This window comes from Flavobacterium sp. (assembly GCF_044361065.1).
In the GTDB taxonomy this organism is placed as follows: domain Bacteria; phylum Bacteroidota; class Bacteroidia; order Flavobacteriales; family Flavobacteriaceae; genus Flavobacterium.
The window spans coordinates 13204-30218 of record NZ_JBIKJI010000006.1 but is presented as its reverse complement, the minus strand read 5'-3'; the positions used below and the strand labels follow the sequence as shown (position 1 = coordinate 30218).

The following is a 17015-nucleotide window of genomic DNA, read 5'->3' as shown; positions in this document are numbered from 1 at the left end:
AGAAACGGACAAAACATTAAATTAGCGAGTCAATTAACTGGATACGAATTAGATGTAATTCGCGAAGGAATTGTTCAAGAAGAAGATGATGTGGAATTAAGAGAATTTAGTGATGAAATTGAAGAATGGATTATTGAAGAATTCGAAAAAATTGGTTTAGATACCGCTAGAAGTATTATCGATAAAGATGTTGCAGATTTAGTAAGAAGAACAGATTTAGAAGAAGAAACCATTTTAGATGTTATCAATATCCTAAAACAAGAATTAGATAGCTAATCAACAATTAATTTAGCATCACAATCACAAAGAAAATTAAGCAAAAAACAAATATGTCTGAAGAAAGAGTAATACGAATAAGTAAAGTTTTAAAAGAATTCAACATTTCACTTGATAGAGCTGTTGACACCTTAAAAGAAAAGGGTCATACCATTGAGCACAGTCCCAATGCAAAAGTTTCTCAATTGGAATTCGACGTCTTGTGCAATATTTTTTCGGCCGATAAAGGAAATAAAGTAGCTTCGAAAGAAGTTGGCGAAGAAAAGAAAAAAGAAAAAGAAGCACTAAAACGTGAAATCGAAAAAGAACTCGAAGTAAAACGTCTTGCAGATGAAGAAAGACAAAAACAAGAAATAATAAAAGCAAAAGCAGTTGTTACCGCTCCAGTTTCTTTGGGAAAAATTGATTTAAATCCAAAAAAACAAGAAGCAACTAAAGCTGATAAAACTGTTGCTGCTAAAGAAAATAATGTTGTTTCAAAAGAAGAAAAAACAGTTGTTGCAGAAAAAACTTCAGACAAACCTGCAGAAACGGTAAAAAAATCTGTTGAAAAAACAAAAGCAAAATCAGAAGAAGCTTCAGTTCAACCTCAAGAATTTAATCCTGATGGCACACCAATTGAAGTACGATTAGATACACAATACACGAAACTTTCAGGAGCTACTTTCACGGGTCAAACAATTGATTTAACTCAATTTAATAAACCTAAGAAAAAGAAAGAAGAATTTAAAAAACCAGGAACACCAGGTGCTGCGGCAAGTAAGCCAGGAACACCAGGCGCTCCAGGTTCAGCAGCAAATAAACGAAAAAGAATTGTTAAGCCAGGAACACCAAATACAGGTGGTACAGCTGGAAATACGCAAGGTGGCGGTCAAGGTGGTTTTGTAAAAAGACCATATCAAGGCGGACAAGGCGCTGGTGGCTTCAAAAAACCAGGTTTTAACAAATCTACTCCAGTTGTAAAGGTTGAGCCAACGGAAGAAGAAGTAAAAAATCAAATTAAAGAAACTTTAGAAAGATTACAAGGAAAAGGTAATAAATCTAAAGCGGCAAAATATAGAAGAGATAAAAGAGAAACGCACCGTCAACGTACTGATGACGATTTAGCGCAACAAGATTTAGAGAGCAAAATCCTAAAAGTAACCGAGTTTGTTACGGTTGGTGAAATTGCTACTATGATGGATGTGCCTATTACAAAAGTGATTGGGACATGCATGTCATTAGGCATTATGGTAACCATGAACCAACGTTTAGATGCTGAAACATTAACAATTGTTGCAGATGAATTTGGTTACGAAATGCAATTTATCACAACTGATATTGAAGAAAATGCAGTAATTATTGAAGATACTGAAGAAGAATTAGAATTCAGAGCACCAATTGTTACCGTTATGGGTCACGTTGATCATGGTAAAACATCGTTATTAGATTACATTCGTAAAGCAAACGTTATTGCTGGAGAATCTGGAGGAATTACACAGCATATTGGTGCCTACGGAGTAACTTTAGATGGTGGTCAAAAAATCGCTTTCTTAGATACGCCTGGTCACGAAGCCTTTACAGCGATGCGTGCCCGTGGAGCTCAAGTTACCGATATTGCAATTATTGTAGTAGCGGCCGACGACGACATCATGCCTCAAACAAAAGAAGCAATTTCTCACGCACAAGCAGCAGGAGTTCCAATGATTTTCGCAATCAATAAAGTGGATAAACCAAATGCGAATCCAGAGAAAATTAAAGAGCAATTAGCAGGTATGAATTTACTTGTAGAAGATTGGGGTGGAAAATACCAATCTCATGATATCTCAGCAAAATTCGGACAAGGAATTCCAGAATTATTAGAAAAAGTATTATTAGAAGCTGAGGTTCTTGAACTAAAAGCAAACCCAAATAAACCTGCACAAGGAACAGTTGTAGAAGCACAATTAGACAAAGGTCGTGGTTACGTTTCTACAATATTAGTACAAGCTGGAACTTTAAAAATTGGAGACTACATGTTAGCGGGTAAAAATCATGGTAAAATTCGTGCCATGTTTGATGAAAGAGGTAACAATGTAAAAATTGCCGGACCTTCAACACCAGTATCTGTATTAGGTTTAGACGGAGCGCCAACTGCCGGAGATAAGTTTAATGTATATGAAGACGAAAGAGAAGCAAAACAAATTGCTACTAAACGTGCACAATTAGCTCGTGAGCAATCGGTTCGTACTCAGAAACATATTACACTTTCAGAAATTGGACGTCGTATTGCTTTAGGTCAATTTAAAGAATTAAACATTATCCTTAAAGGAGACGTGGATGGTTCTGTAGAAGCACTATCTGATTCGTTCTCTAAATTATCAACAGAAGAAATTCAAATTAATATCATTCATAAAGGAGTGGGAGCGATTACAGAATCTGACGTATTATTAGCTTCTGCTTCTGATGCGATTATTATCGGATTTAACGTTCGTCCTGCAGGAAACGCTAAAGCTTTAGCAGATAAAGAAGAAATTGATATCCGTAATTATTCTATTATTTATGCCGCTATCGACGATTTAAAAGACGCGATGGAAGGTATGCTTTCTCCAGAATTGAAAGAAGAAATTACTGGTACCGCCGAAATTAGAGAGTTGTTTAAAGTGTCTAAAGTTGGAACAATTGCCGGATGTATGATTACAGATGGTAAAGTAATTCGTAGCAACAGAATCCGATTAATTAGAGAAGGTGTTGTTATTTTTACAGGAGAATTAGTAGCTTTAAAACGTTTCAAAGATGACGTAAAAGAAGTGTCTAAAGGATACGATTGTGGTATGCAAATAAAAGGATACAATGATATTAAAGAATACGATATCATTGAAAGTTTCCACGAAATTGAAATCAAAAAGAAATTGAAATAATTTTTGAAACATAAACTTAAATCCCAATGAAAATTGGGATTTTTTTTGTTTTATAAATTTTTATTCTCTTTAATTTATTGAAAATAAATAAAATAGAAATCATTAGAAAATCTTTAAACATTAAACGTAAAAAATTATAATAATTTGTTTTTTTTAACTTATTTTTGAAGATACTAATAAAAATTTCAAATGCAATTCGACATTCAAAACACCGAATCTTCGGCTTTATATAAATTACTGACAGGAACTGTCATACCAAGACCTATCGCTTGGGTAGCCACAATCGATGAAAATGGAATTGATAATTTGGCGCCGTTTTCCTTTTTTAATGTAGTGAGTGAGGATCCGCCTCACATTATGTTTTCAACGGTTCGAACGGGAAATAAAAACAAAGACACGTTAAATAATATTCTCGCTAATCAGCAATTTGTAGTCAATTTAGTTACGGAAGATGTGGTTGAACAAATGAATACTACTTCGCAATCGGTTGCCGCTGATGTAAATGAATTTGAATTAGCAAACGTAACTCCAATAGAATCCATTTACATCAAACCAAAACGAGTAAAAGAAAGTTTGGTGCAATTTGAATGCGAAATGGTGCATCATTATTTTATCGAAAAGCATCAAAACGGTGGTGCGTGTATTATCATTGGAAAAATTATTACGATGCATATTGACGATTCAATTTTGATGGAAAATCATAAAATAAATGTAGAAAAATACAAACCTGTCGCACGATTAGCAGGTTCCAATTACAGTAAATTAGGAGAAATATTCTCTATTAAAAGATAATTTAATTATCAATTATCCATTGTTAATTATCCATTAAAAATATGAAAATAACAGTTATAGGTGGTGGTCCAGGCGGACTTTACTTTTCGATTTTAACCAAAAAAGCAATGCCACATTGCCAAATTGATATTTACGAACGCAATAAGCCCGATGATAGTTTTGGATTCGGAGTTGTGTTTTCAGATGAAACCTTGGGCGAATTTCTAAAACGCGATATGAAATCGTATGAATTGATACGAAGTAAATTTGCCTATTGGGATGATATTATTATTGCGAGAGATGGTGAATCCGTAACTATTGCAGGAAATGGTTTTTGCGGTTGTTCCAGAAAAACCCTTTTGCAATTACTTCAACAACGTTGTTTAGAAGAAGGTGTAAATTTGCATTTCGAACAAAATGTAGATGATGTATCACAATTTGCAGATTCCGATATTATTCTGGCAACAGACGGAATTTCAAGTGCAATTCGAACAAAATTTCAAAAAGAATTCGGAACAAAAGTTGAATTAAAAAAGAACCGCTTTGTTTGGTTAGGTTCAACAAAACCGTTAGATGCTTTTACTTATTTTTTCAGAAGTACGCCTCACGGAACCATCGTAGCGCATTCGTATCAATACGAAGAAGGTATGAGTACTTGGATTTTTGAATGTAGCGATGAAACCTGGCAAAAGCACGGTTTTGAAGTAACCAATGAAGCCGATACAATGGCAAAAATTGCCGAAATCTTCAATGATGAATTAGATGGTCACCCACTAATTTCAAATAAATCACACTGGCGTCAGTTTCCGCACGTAACGAATGAAAATTGGTATCATAATAACATTGTTTTATTAGGTGATGCCAAAGCTACAGCCCATTATTCTATTGGTTCAGGAACAAAATTAGCGATGGATAGCGCTATTGGCTTATCCGATGCCGTTATTGCTCATCCAACTAATGTTCAAGCCGCTTTTGCTCAATACGATAAAACCCGAAGAAATACGGTTGAAATGATTCAGTATGCCGCCATTGTTTCGTTGGATTGGTTTGAAAATATGGATCGTCATATGCAACATACATTTCAGCAATTTGCTTTTGGCTGCATGACGCGTTCCAAAAAAGTAACATATGAAAACTTACGTTTGAGAGATAGTTCATTTACAGATAAAGTTTTAAATGAATTTTATCAAGAACTGTTGGCTGAGGCACTCGAAGCCAATAGTTCAAATCAAAAAGCGTTGCCAGATGCTCTCGAAGGCAAAAGTGCTGCCTTTACATCTTTTAAACTTCGAAATTTAGAATTACAAAATCGTATCGTAATGTCTTCTATGGGGCAATATGTAGCAGAAAACGGATTGGTAAATGATTGGCATTTTCAGCATTATACATCAAGAGCCGCTGGTGGTTTAGGATTAATTCTGACCGAAATGACCGCTGTTTCTGAAACGGGAAGAATTTCTGATGGATGCGCTGGAATTTATACCGAAAATCAAATTAACGCTTGGAAACGAATTACTGATTTTATTCACCAATATACCCAAACAAAAATCGGAATTCAATTGGGACATTCAGGAAGAAAAGGCTGTTCAAAAATTCCTTGGGAAGCACAATTTCAAGGTGAAAAATGGGAGTTACTTTCGGCTTCTGCTATTCCGTTTAATGAAAATTCTGATTGTCCAAAAGAAATGACTTTAGCAGATATGCAATTGGTTAAAAATCAATTTGTACAAGCTGCTAAAAATGCTAACGAAGCTGGTTTTGATATGATTGAATTACAAGCGCATCACGGCTTTTTATTGGCGTCTTTTTTGTCGCCGTTAACTAATATTCGTAACGATGAATTTGGCGGAAGTGTTCAAAATCGTTTAAAATATCCCTTGGGAGTGTTTACTGCTATTCGTGAAGTATTTCCAAAAGAAAAGCCAATTTCTGTTCGAATATCCGCTACAGATTGGGCTGAAAACGGAATTTCAGAAACTGATGTTTTTGTTATTTCAGAAGCGTTTAAAAAAGCAGGAGCCGATATCATCAATGTTTCAACTGGAAATACAGTTGCTAACCAAAAACCAATTACAGGTAGAATGTGGCAAACGCCTTTCTCAGATGCGGTTCGAAACACGGTTCATATTCCAACAATAACTGCCGGATATATTCAAGATATTGACCAAATTAATACGATTATTTTAAACGGAAGAGCGGACTTAGTGGCACTTGGAAGACCTTTATTATTGGATGCTAATTTTGTACGAAATGCGCAAGCGTACGAACAATTTCGCGCAACAGATATTCCAAATTCCTATAAAATGGGTATTTCACATTTGTATCCATTAAAAGCTTCAGAGCGAAAACAAATGGAAGGCATGAAAAAAGCATTGAAACCGAAAAGTAATAAGAAGTAATAAATAATGAAGGATAATTTTGCTCAAATAAATTTACCTAAACTGGAATTACAACCAGAATATACCTTTTTGGATTTACCGCAATTCCAACAACCTGAACTATTGAATTGCGTAGAAAAATTACTTGACAATCACATCAAAGAAGGTAGAGGAAATGCTGTTTGTATTCGAACCTTTGAGGAAACTTGGACGTATCAAGATTTGTATGAAAAAGCCAATCAAATTGCACATGTTTTAGTCGAAGATTTTGGTTTACAATCGGGTAATCGAGTGTTGTTGCGTTCGTCGAATAACCCAATGATGGTGGCATGTTGGTTTGCTGTTTTAAAAGCTGGCGGAATAGTCGTAGCCACTATGCCCTTATTACGTTCTAAAGAAATAACCACTATAATTGATTGTGCTGAAATTTCTCACGCCTTTTGCGATAGCGATTTAGCTGAAGAAATGAATTTAGTAACTTCTGATTTTCTAAAACACATATGTTTTTACAGAAATTCCGATTTAGAAAAGTTAATAGAAAATAAACCCAAAACATTCGTAAATTATCCATCAAAATCAAATGATGTAGCTTTAATTGGATTTACTTCAGGTACAACAGGTTTACCAAAAATGACGGCGCATTATCACAAAGATATTCTCAATATTTGCGAAGCATTTCCAAATTATTCCTTACAACCTACTGAAAATGATATTTTTATTGGAAGTCCGCCAATTGGTTTTACTTTTGGCTTAGGTGGTTTGGTGTTGTTTCCGATGTACTTTGGTGCTTCCACTTTTTTAATTGAAAAACCAAGTCCTGATGTGTTGTTACAAGCCATTCAAGATTATAAAATCACGATTTGTTTTACAGCTCCGACCGCTTGGCGAATGATTACCACTAAAATTCAAGAGTACGATATTTCGAGTTTACGAAAATGTGTATCTGCAGGTGAAACTTTGCCCTTGAAGGTTTGGCAAGATTGGTACGATGCCACAGGGCTAAAAATTATTGATGGAATTGGCGCTACTGAAATGTTACATATTTTTATTTCGTCTAATGAAGAAAATATGAAACCTGGCGCTACTGGAAAAGCGATTTCAGGTTACGAAGCTAAAATTATTGACCAACAAGGCAACGAATTACCAAGAAATGAAGCTGGAAGATTAGCGGTGCGAGGAATTACAGGTTGTAAATATTTGAATCGAGAAGAAAAACAACGCGAATACGTTGAAAATGGTTGGAACATTACAGGTGATATTTTCCGACAAGATGAAGAAGGGTATTTTCATTTTGTGGCTCGTGGCGATGATATGATTATTTCTTCAGGATATAATATTGCGGCAATTGAAGTAGAATCCGTACTTTTAACACATAAAGCTATTTTAGAATGTGCCGTTGTGGGTTTACCCGATGAAGAACGAGGGATGTTAGTTTGTGCGCACATAGTTTTAAAAGAACAAGAAATGGCAGATGAAGCATTAAAAATTCAGATTCAAAATTGGTTTAAAAACACAGCAGCGCCATATAAATATCCAAGAGTAATTAACTTTGTTACAAGTTTGCCAAAAACAGAAACAGGGAAAATTCAAAGATTTAAGTTAAAATAATTAGTACTAATTTTGTAATTAGTATTTAAAATAACAGAAATATGCAATTTATAAAACAAGAAAAAGTTCGTTTTCAACATATAGATTATGCCGGAATAGTTTTCTATCCGAGATTTTTAGAAATGTTAAATGGTTTAGTGGAAGATTGGTTTGAAGAAGCCTTAGACCGACCTTTTTCAAAAATGCACGAAACGAATGGTATTCCAACAGTTGATTTGAAAATTCAATTCAAAAACGCTGCACGTTTGGGCGAAATCTTAACTAAAAAACTTTGGGTAAAAGAGTTAAAAAACTCTTCAATAATTTGTGGATTTGAGTTTGAAAACGAAAGCAATAATTTGGTTTTAGAAGGCGAAGTTACCTTAGTAAATGTAGCTTTCAACCCAGACAGAAACGGCATCAAAGCCGAACCTTTTTCAGAAGAAATGAAGAATAAAATTATAAATTATAAATTATAAATTACTAATTATGAAAAGTATAGGATTTACATTAGTGTTGTTTTTGACAATAAACTGTTTTGCTCAAAATTCAACTTCACATTACAAAAAAGTGTATCAATTTGATGCTCAAAATCAAGATTGGGCATTAGTAAAAACAGTCGCTAACACTTATGGTTTTATAGATAAGAGTGGAAAAGAAGTTGTGCAAGCTATTTATTCTAAAATTTATGATTTTGAAATTCAAAAAGATGGAAAAAAATACGCAATGATTAAAAATGTTGCTGGTGCTTTTGGTTTTATTGATGAAAATGGAAAAGAAATTGTTGAAGGGATTTATTGGAAGAAAGAAGAAGCGATTCAAAAATTAAATTATTATTTCGCTTCAAAGTAAATTCGTAATTCGTAATTTTCAATTCGTAATTAAATAACTATGGAATTCAAAAAATTCAAAGCCGCTACTGTTCAAACCTCACCTGTGTTTCTAAACGTAGAAAAAACTGTGGATAAAGCGATTTCTTTTATTAAAGAAGCGGCCTCAAACCAAGCAAAACTTATTGCTTTTCCCGAAGTATTTATTTCAGGATATCCCTATTGGAATTGGATTATGACGCCTGTTCAAGGAAGCAAATGGTACGAAGAATTATATAAAAATTCGGTGGATATTTCTGGACCTGAAATCAAGAAATTGTGTTTGGCTGCAAAAGAAAACGATATTCATATTGTAATGGGAATCAACGAAAGAGGTTCAAGCTATGGCGAAATTTACAATACCAATTTAATTATTGATAATAAAGGCGTTATCATCGGTAAACATAGAAAATTAGTGCCAACTTGGGCAGAAAAACTGACGTGGACGTCAGGCGATGGATCGTCATTAAAAGTATATGATACCGAAATAGGTCCTATCGGAACTTTGGCGTGTGGCGAAAACACCAATACATTAGCCCGTTTCACGCTACTTTCGCAAGGCGAATTGATTCACATTGCCAACTATATTTCATTGCCAGTTGCTCCACCAGATTATGATATGGCTGAAGCGATTAAAATTCGTGCCGCTGCGCATTCTTTTGAAGGGAAATTATTTACGATTGTTTCGTGTTCCACTATTTCTCAAGAAATAAAAGATGCCTTACGTGCCGATGTGCCAAATGTAGATGAATTATTAGATAGAAAAAGTTCCGCATTTTCTGGATTTATTGGTCCTAACGGAGCTGTAATCGGTACCCCTTTAATTGATGAAGAAGGAATAGTATATGCCGAAATTGACTTAGAAAAGTGCATCCAACCAAAACAAATGCACGATATTTTAGGACATTATAACCGATTTGATATTTTCGATTTGAGAGTAAATACCGCTCCCACACGAAATATTACATTTATTGATAATCACGAAGACTTTAACAAGAGATAATAATAGCCACGGATTATAAGATTTTCACGGATAAAGCATATGTAAAATCCTTTTAATCCTTTAATCAGTGGCAGAAAAATAAAAAAATGGAAGAAAAAAACTTTTCAGATGACCAAATCGGTCGTGCAAGAGTACAAGATTCACCAGAATTAGTAGCCTATTACAAAGAATTGGAAGCTTTAGGTGCAGGCGCTTTATGGACAGTAGCTAATGACATCGAACCTTGGGAACCGCGTTCGTCGTCTGTTCCAATGCTTTGGAAATATGATGATTTACGTGATTTAGTTTTAAAATCATCCGAATTAGTAACGCCAGAACAAGCAGGTCGTCGTGTGGTTTATTTAGTAAACGACAAACGTAAAGACGTTTCGGCAGCCGTGGGTTGGTTGTACACTGGAATTCAAGTTACGCGTCCAGGCGAAAGCACTTCGGCGCACCGTCATAAAGCATCGGCATTGCGATTTATTATGGAAGGCGAAAAAGGCTATACCGTTGTGGATGGTAATAAAATTATGCTTGAAGTGAATGATTTTGTTATTACACCTAATTCCACTTGGCACGAACACGGCGTGGAAGAGGGCGGAAAAACCTGCATTTGGCAAGATGGTTTGGATATTCCTTTAGTAAATGCACTGGAAGCCAATGATTATGCTGTTTATGATGGAAAACAGCCTTTAGTAAAACCGTTGAATTATTCACCAATAACGTATGGCTGTGCCGGATTAATTCCTGCTGACAAAACGTGGGATAAACCATATTCCCCTTTATTCAAATATTCTTGGAAAAACGTATATCCTGCTTTATTAGAATCCCAAAAAGTGAACGATGTTAATCCGTTTGATGGTATTTTTATGCAATATTCTAATCCGTTAACCGGCGGACACGTGATGCAAACTATGGGAGCCGCGATGCAATTATTACCAGCGGGTTTCAAAGGAAAAGCACACAAGCATACAGGTTCGTTTGTGTATCAATGTGCGAAAGGAAAAGGTTTTTCCATCATCAACGGACAACGTTTTGATTGGAAAGAAAGAGATATTTTTTGTGTACCGAGTTGGGCTTGGCACGAACACCACAATTTATCTGAAACCGAAGATGCTTGCCTATTTCAATTCAACGATTTACCTGTAATTGAAAGTTTAGGGCTTTTTCAATCAAGAGAATTGGAAGAAAATAATGGACATCAAATAACCTTAAAATTAAAATAAATAGAATAGAAATATGAAACATATACTAGTCTTAATTCTTCTATTAATAAATTCTTTAATTTTTGGTCAAATTAATTTTAACCAAGGCACCATAAACCTTAAAGAATATTATGAAGTTATTCCATATCAAACAGAAATAGGAAAAATAATACTTCCTGTTACTATAAATAACAAAACATATCGATTTTTGTTAGATACTGGAGCGCCTAATTTATTCTCTCCAGAATTATTGAAAGAATTAAATATTACAGAAGGTGATTCTATAAATGTAAATGATGCAAACAATCAAGATCAAAAAATGAAATTCGCTGTGGTTCCTCAAGTAAAAATTGGTAACCTTATTTTTGAAAATCAAGCGGGTTTAATTTATAATTTTGAAGAACATAATTTACTTAGTTGTTATAAAATTGATGGTTTTATTGGTAGTAATTTATTACGAAATTCAATTATTAAGATAAATGGCGCTAATAAAACTATAATTATCACAAATAAAATAAAATCATTAAATATTGATAAAAAACCAGTCAAGATGAAATTAGTAGGGAATCAAAAATCACCCTATGTAGAATTAAAATTTGTAGGTAAAAATAATGAAAAAGCTTCAGATATGGTTCTTGTGGATACGGGTATGGATGGTCTTTATGATATGTCAAAAAGAGCATACACGATTTTTGAAAAAAGCAAAATTTTTGAGGCATTATATTCTGCTACAGGTATTGGAGATTCGGGACTTTTTGGAACAGGTAATAGCAATGAACAAAAATTGCTTGAAATTGAAAACGCTAACTTAAACCAACAGATCATAAATAATATAATGGTTTCAACAACCTCAGATGATAACTCAAGAATTGGATTAGATATTCTAAAATATGGAGATGTAACTTTAGATTTTTTTAATAAAAAATTCTATTTCGAATCTACCAAAACTATTGATGTAAAAGAAAAAACACCAAAGTTTTATACTTCAGTCCAAAATGATAAAGTAGTTGTAGGATTAGTTTGGGATGAAAAGCTAAAAACATTAATGAATACTGGCGATGAAGTGATAAGTGTTGATAAAATGGATATTGCTAATATTTCTCTTTGTGATTTTTTAAGACTTAAAAAAGAATGGAAAAATAAAGATAGTTATATCTTAAAAATAAAAAATAAAGAAGGTCAAATCAGCGAAATTACTATTGAAAATTAAAAATTTACAAATGAAACTTTTAAAATTATTTTATAATTCAATTAATATTGTTACAATTATATTTTTTATTATTAGTATTTATCTAATACAACAAAAAGAAGATTTTGCAATATTTTTAGGATATATTAGTATTGTATGGTGGTCATTAATTATTTCAATAAATATCTATAATAATCACAAAAATCAATAAAAAACTTTGCTACTTTGTAACTTAGCAACTTTGAAACATAAAAAAATATGAAACTACTTACCTACAAAACACAAGACACAGCACCTCGTTTGGGCTTCATTCATAACAATCAAGTCATTGATATGGAAGATTTTGGAGAAATTTCTAATTTTCCATTGCCTAACGATATGTTGGATTTAATTGATATGGGATTTGAAATTATTGCTGAAATAAGCGAATTAATTTCGGAAACACCAGAAAATTTCTTCGAAGAAATTGCTTATGAAATGAACGAAGTTACGATTTTAGCGCCTATCGAAAAACCCAGAAAAAATATCATTGGAATTGGATTAAATTACACCGAACACGTGGCAGAAAGTGCACGTGGATTAGATACAACTGGAAAATTGCCAACAAAACCAATTATTTTCTCAAAGCCACCTACAACTGTAACGGCTACGAATACGGAAATTATCAAAAACACAAAATTGACGTCGCAATTGGATTGGGAATGTGAATTGGCGGTTGTGATTGCTAAAAAAGGAAAATATGTAGCTAAAAAAGACGCAATGGATTATGTTTTTGGTTACACTGTCATAAATGATATTTCAGCGCGCGATTGCCGTAGAGAAGGACAATGGATTGTATCTAAAGGACAAGATACCTTTGCACCAATGGGTCCTTATTTAGTTACAAAAGACGAAATTGAAAACCCGCACAACTTGAATTTATCGTTAAAAGTAAATGGCGTTGAAAAACAAAATTCCAACACAAAATTTATGTTGTTTAACATTAATGATTTGATTGAAGATTTAAGTATTGTTTTCACCTTAGAAGCTGGCGACATCATAGCAACAGGAACTCCAGCAGGCGTTGGCGCAGGTCGTGATCCACAAGAATGGATGCATAATGGAGATGTGGTAGAAGCTACAGTGGAAGGCATTGGAACAATTGTAAATACCGTAAAAGAGATATAAAGTTATTACTCAGAGTTCCACAGAGAAAAGCACAGAGTAACACAAAATTTTTTGTGAATCTTTGTAAAACTTTGCGAATCTCTGCGAAACAAAACAAATAATAATATGAAATACAGAATAGGACAAATAGTTCCATCATCAAATATAACGATGGAAACCGAAATACCAGCCATTTTTCGCTCACGTGAAACCATTTTACCTGAACGTTTTACGTTTCACAGCAGTAGAATGCGTATGAAAAAAGTAACCAAAGAAGAATTGGAAGCAATGGATGCGATGAGTTTAAAATGTGCGCAAGAATTGTCAGATGCTCACGTTGATGTGATGGGTTATGCCTGTTTGGTAGCGATTATGAGTATGGGTCGCGGTTATCATTGCGTTTCGGAAGTAAATTTGCACCAAGAAACAATTGCTAATGATTTTCCAACGCCAATTGTAACTTCTGCAGGTGCATTAATTAACGGATTAAAGGTTTTGGGTGCGAAACAAATTTCAATTATTACGCCATATATGCGACCATTAACGGATATGGTGGTGGATTATATCGAAAATCAAGGCATCAAAGTAAAACAAAGTATTGCTTTAGAAATTCCGGATAATTTAGAAGTAGCGGCTCAAAATCCAATGAATTTATTGGAAATCTACAAACAATTAGATTTGACAGATGTAGATGTTTTAGTTGCTTCAGCTTGTGTACAAATGCCATCGCTAGAAGCAATAGATTTAATTCAAGCAGAATGTGGTATCCCAGTTACTTCTGCAGCTGTTTGTACCACTTATGAAATGATGAAGAAAATAGGAATCGAAGCTAAATCCGCTATTGGTGGAGAATTATTGAGTGGAAAATATTAATTGAATCAAGATCATAAAAAAATGCTTTCGGAATATGAATCAGAACGCATTTTGTTTTTTATATAGGATGTTTAAAAACTATATTTTGCACCACCATATATATTTCTTCCACCTGCGTTAATTCCAGAAGCAAAATTTCTATACTGCGTATCTAATAAGTTTTCTACACCTGTAAATAAAGTGAATCCTTCTATTGATTTTGTTGCTGCTTTAAAATTATACGTCTCCCAAGCTGGCATTCCATTTGCTGGAGCATAATTTAAGTTGTCTTCACCACTTGTAGAATAATCACTTAAGTGTTTTTTTCCGTTAAAAAGCATATATGCTTCAAAAGTGGCCCATTTAGGCGTGTAATTAATGCCTAATTTTCCAAAATAAGGCGGAATATGATCTAAAGGTCTTTTGTTTCCATCAGTAGTAACTCTTCCTATAGTAACATTATAAGAACCATTGAATTGCACGTTTTTAGCCAAAGTTGTTTTTATATTTCCGTTCACTCCAGTTACAAATGCTTTTCCTAAATTTTGATTGGCAATTACGTTTCTTACATCACCGCCACCAAAATCGTAGGTGTTTTGATTATTAAAAGTAAATTTATCTGTAACAATGGCATCGTATAATTGCGTGTAAAAATAGGTAGCATCAAATTGATGTTTGTTCGATTTAGATTTTAAAACAAATCCAAAATCTCCAGTAATAGTTTGTTCTGGTTTCAAATCTTTATTTGGAACTATTAAAGTCCCAGCACCAGATTCAAATATTTTTGCTAAATCATCAATATTCGGCACTCTGAAACCAGAGCTTACATTGGTTTTAAGGATAAAATTTTCCGAAGCGTTATGAACTAAACCAATGTTACCGCTATAGGTAAAATTTTGCTGTTTAATTTCATTAAAAGGTAACGGCATTATTGAATTATCAGCTATTGTGCTATTAAGTGAAGCGTATCCAATTCTTGCACCCATAGAAAAATTAGTAGCCACATATCTTTTGGATGTGTATGAAATATAGATATCATTTCGCATCATATTGTTTTTTCCATTCGGATATCTTGTGTCTAAAGGTGCGATTACACCAGTTTTAATATTGTTTTTAAAGGCGGTCGATTTTAAATCATCATAATAATTTTCAATACCATAATATAAATTTCCTCTTTTTAATTTGGTTTCAAAATTGGCGGCTAATGAATATATATTCACATTTTCTATTCTGTTTTGCAAGTTGTAATTTCCAAAATTTCTATTCATTCTACTTTCTTCCACATTTTGATAACCCGCATCTAATTTAAAATCTGTATTTGCAAACACATTTTCTTTTTCTAAACTGTACACTCCTAAAAGTCTTTTTTGTGGTCCGTAGTACCATTCGGCGCTTTTTAAACCGGTACCTGAAGGATCTGTTAATCGGTCGTATCTATTGATGTTTGAAGAGGTTGAATATTGAAAATTAGCATTATGAGTATAACCACTTTTTGATGTATAAATTAATTTTTGCATAAAGTTGTACTGTTTAAAAGCACTTCCAATTTGTACATATTTGTTGTTATTTTGGGTTAAAATATCCACTCCATTTATGGTTTCAACATATTTTGTTCTTTCTCCAAAGAAATCACCGTTATGATTTTTAGATTTTCCCATTTTCAAATCACCAAAATCATTGTATGAAAAAGCGGTTAAAAACGCAAAATTCTTGCTTCCATAATTAATGTCAAAATAACCTGATTTTTCTTCGTTTACAGAAGAATATCGTGTATTAAAATTTCCAGTAAAACCATCAATTAACTTTGCGTTTTTCGTAATCATATTTACCGAACCTCCAAGAGCGTCACTTCCATATAGGGATGAGGTAGGTCCGTATTGAACTAAAGCTGTTTCTAAGAAATTTTCATCAACTGTAATCACATTTTGTAAATGACCCGATCTAAAAATTAGATTATTCATACGTACACCATCAACTAAAAGTAAAATCCGACTGGATTCAAATCCTCTAATCACTGGACTTCCACCGCCTTGTTGCGATTTTTGAACAAATAAAGCACCAGAGTTTGCCAACATATCGGCCGTGCTTTGAAAGTTTTGAAATTCTATTTTTTCTTTTGAAAAGATTTCAATTTGTGAAGGTGTTTGATTTTTATCAATTGTAATTTTCTTAGAATTGATTTTTATTTCTTCAATGTTTTGAGTCTTGATGGTATCTGTAACATCTTGACTAAAAGATAATTGTGAATTTAATAGGATAAAAAAGAAAAAAAATGCGTAGTTTTTTAACATGTTAAATTTATTTAAAAATAACGCATCAAAAATTATGCCATATGATTGTCGTTATTTTTTATTAGGTTCGATTATTACGGCGCTTGGATATTTCTTCTTTATGTTAATTAAAGACTTTTCAGCTTCAATTTTACTTTTAAAGCTACCTACCCAAACTTTATAAGATGGATTACTAAAAATAATGGTTCCGTCTAGTAAAATAAATTCTTTTTTAAAGGCAAGCAATATTTTTTTTGATTCTTCAATGTTCCCAAAAAATATTTGAATCTTAAACTTGTCATTTATAGTAATGCCCGAATTGTTTTTTCTTTTTTCTTGAAGCAATTTTTCGATTTTTTCATCTTGTTCAATAATCGTTTTCGTAGTTTGTGAAAAAATATTTTGCGAGAACAAAAATGTGATAATTAAGATTGAAAATACGTTTATTTTTTTTAAAGTCTTCATAATGAATGATATTTAATGCAAATTTATTACTTAGAATTAAATAAATGCCCTTTATCTTATTTAGAATTAAAATAAATTACATTTTAAGATAAATTTAGGGTTTTTATAATTATTCTAATGTTGTATTTTTGTCCAAGTTTTTA

Annotated in this window: 13 protein-coding genes and 1 pseudogene; 12 read left to right on the top strand and 2 right to left on the bottom strand. The window is 33.1% G+C overall.

The window, feature by feature from the left end:
* The 12 genes and pseudogenes from ACIQ11_RS00940 to ACIQ11_RS00885 all read left to right on the top strand — a co-directional run.
* Positions 1–276 (top strand): annotated as a pseudogene (locus ACIQ11_RS00940) (transcription termination/antitermination protein NusA); the annotation flags it as partial.
* A 53-nt stretch (positions 277–329) separates the two neighbouring features.
* Positions 330–3155: a translation initiation factor IF-2 gene (infB, locus tag ACIQ11_RS00935; RefSeq protein WP_396151952.1), complete on the top strand. Its 2826-nt coding sequence runs from the start codon at positions 330–332 to the stop codon at positions 3153–3155.
* 189 nt (positions 3156–3344) lie between these two features.
* Positions 3345–3947 carry a flavin reductase family protein gene (locus ACIQ11_RS00930; RefSeq protein ID WP_396151949.1) on the top strand — a complete coding sequence of 201 codons (603 nt, stop codon included), beginning with the start codon at positions 3345–3347 and terminating at the stop codon, positions 3945–3947.
* Positions 3948–3988: 41 nt separating this feature from the next.
* A complete protein-coding gene (locus ACIQ11_RS00925; protein WP_396151947.1) occupies positions 3989–6325 on the top strand; it encodes a bifunctional salicylyl-CoA 5-hydroxylase/oxidoreductase in 2337 nt (778 codons plus the stop codon).
* Between the two features lie 6 nt (positions 6326–6331).
* The gene (locus ACIQ11_RS00920; protein WP_396151945.1) at positions 6332–7912 is read left to right on the top strand and encodes an AMP-binding protein; all 1581 of its coding nucleotides are present in this window, start codon (positions 6332–6334) and stop codon (positions 7910–7912) included.
* A gap of 41 nt (positions 7913–7953) precedes the next feature.
* Positions 7954–8370 carry an acyl-CoA thioesterase gene (locus ACIQ11_RS00915; protein ID WP_396151943.1) on the top strand — a complete coding sequence of 139 codons (417 nt, stop codon included), beginning with the start codon at positions 7954–7956 and terminating at the stop codon, positions 8368–8370.
* A 10-nt stretch (positions 8371–8380) separates the two neighbouring features.
* Positions 8381–8743: a WG repeat-containing protein gene (locus ACIQ11_RS00910; RefSeq protein WP_396151940.1), complete on the top strand. Its 363-nt coding sequence runs from the start codon at positions 8381–8383 to the stop codon at positions 8741–8743.
* Positions 8744–8782: 39 nt separating this feature from the next.
* Positions 8783–9763, top strand: coding sequence for a carbon-nitrogen hydrolase family protein (locus tag ACIQ11_RS00905; protein ID WP_396151938.1), 981 nt, complete (start codon positions 8783–8785; stop codon positions 9761–9763).
* 86 nt (positions 9764–9849) lie between these two features.
* Positions 9850–10971, top strand: a complete 1122-nt coding sequence (locus ACIQ11_RS00900) for a cupin domain-containing protein (RefSeq protein WP_396151936.1) — start codon at positions 9850–9852, stop codon at positions 10969–10971.
* A 13-nt stretch (positions 10972–10984) separates the two neighbouring features.
* A complete protein-coding gene (locus ACIQ11_RS00895) occupies positions 10985–12160 on the top strand; it encodes a retropepsin-like aspartic protease (protein WP_396151934.1) in 1176 nt (391 codons plus the stop codon).
* A 237-nt stretch (positions 12161–12397) separates the two neighbouring features.
* A complete protein-coding gene (locus ACIQ11_RS00890) occupies positions 12398–13306 on the top strand; it encodes a fumarylacetoacetate hydrolase family protein (protein WP_396151932.1) in 909 nt (302 codons plus the stop codon).
* Positions 13307–13411: 105 nt separating this feature from the next.
* The gene (locus ACIQ11_RS00885) at positions 13412–14158 is read left to right on the top strand and encodes an Asp/Glu racemase (protein WP_396151930.1); all 747 of its coding nucleotides are present in this window, start codon (positions 13412–13414) and stop codon (positions 14156–14158) included.
* Positions 14159–14229: 71 nt separating this feature from the next.
* Here the strand turns inward: ACIQ11_RS00885 and ACIQ11_RS00880 are convergent, their stop codons facing one another.
* The gene (locus tag ACIQ11_RS00880; protein ID WP_396151928.1) at positions 14230–16428 is read right to left on the bottom strand and encodes a TonB-dependent receptor plug domain-containing protein; all 2199 of its coding nucleotides are present in this window, start codon (positions 16426–16428) and stop codon (positions 14230–14232) included.
* Between the two features lie 51 nt (positions 16429–16479).
* Complete coding sequence (locus tag ACIQ11_RS00875; protein ID WP_396151926.1) at positions 16480–16752, bottom strand: SPOR domain-containing protein; 273 nt, start codon at positions 16750–16752, stop codon at positions 16480–16482.
* Between the last annotated feature and the right edge of the window lie 263 nt (positions 16753–17015).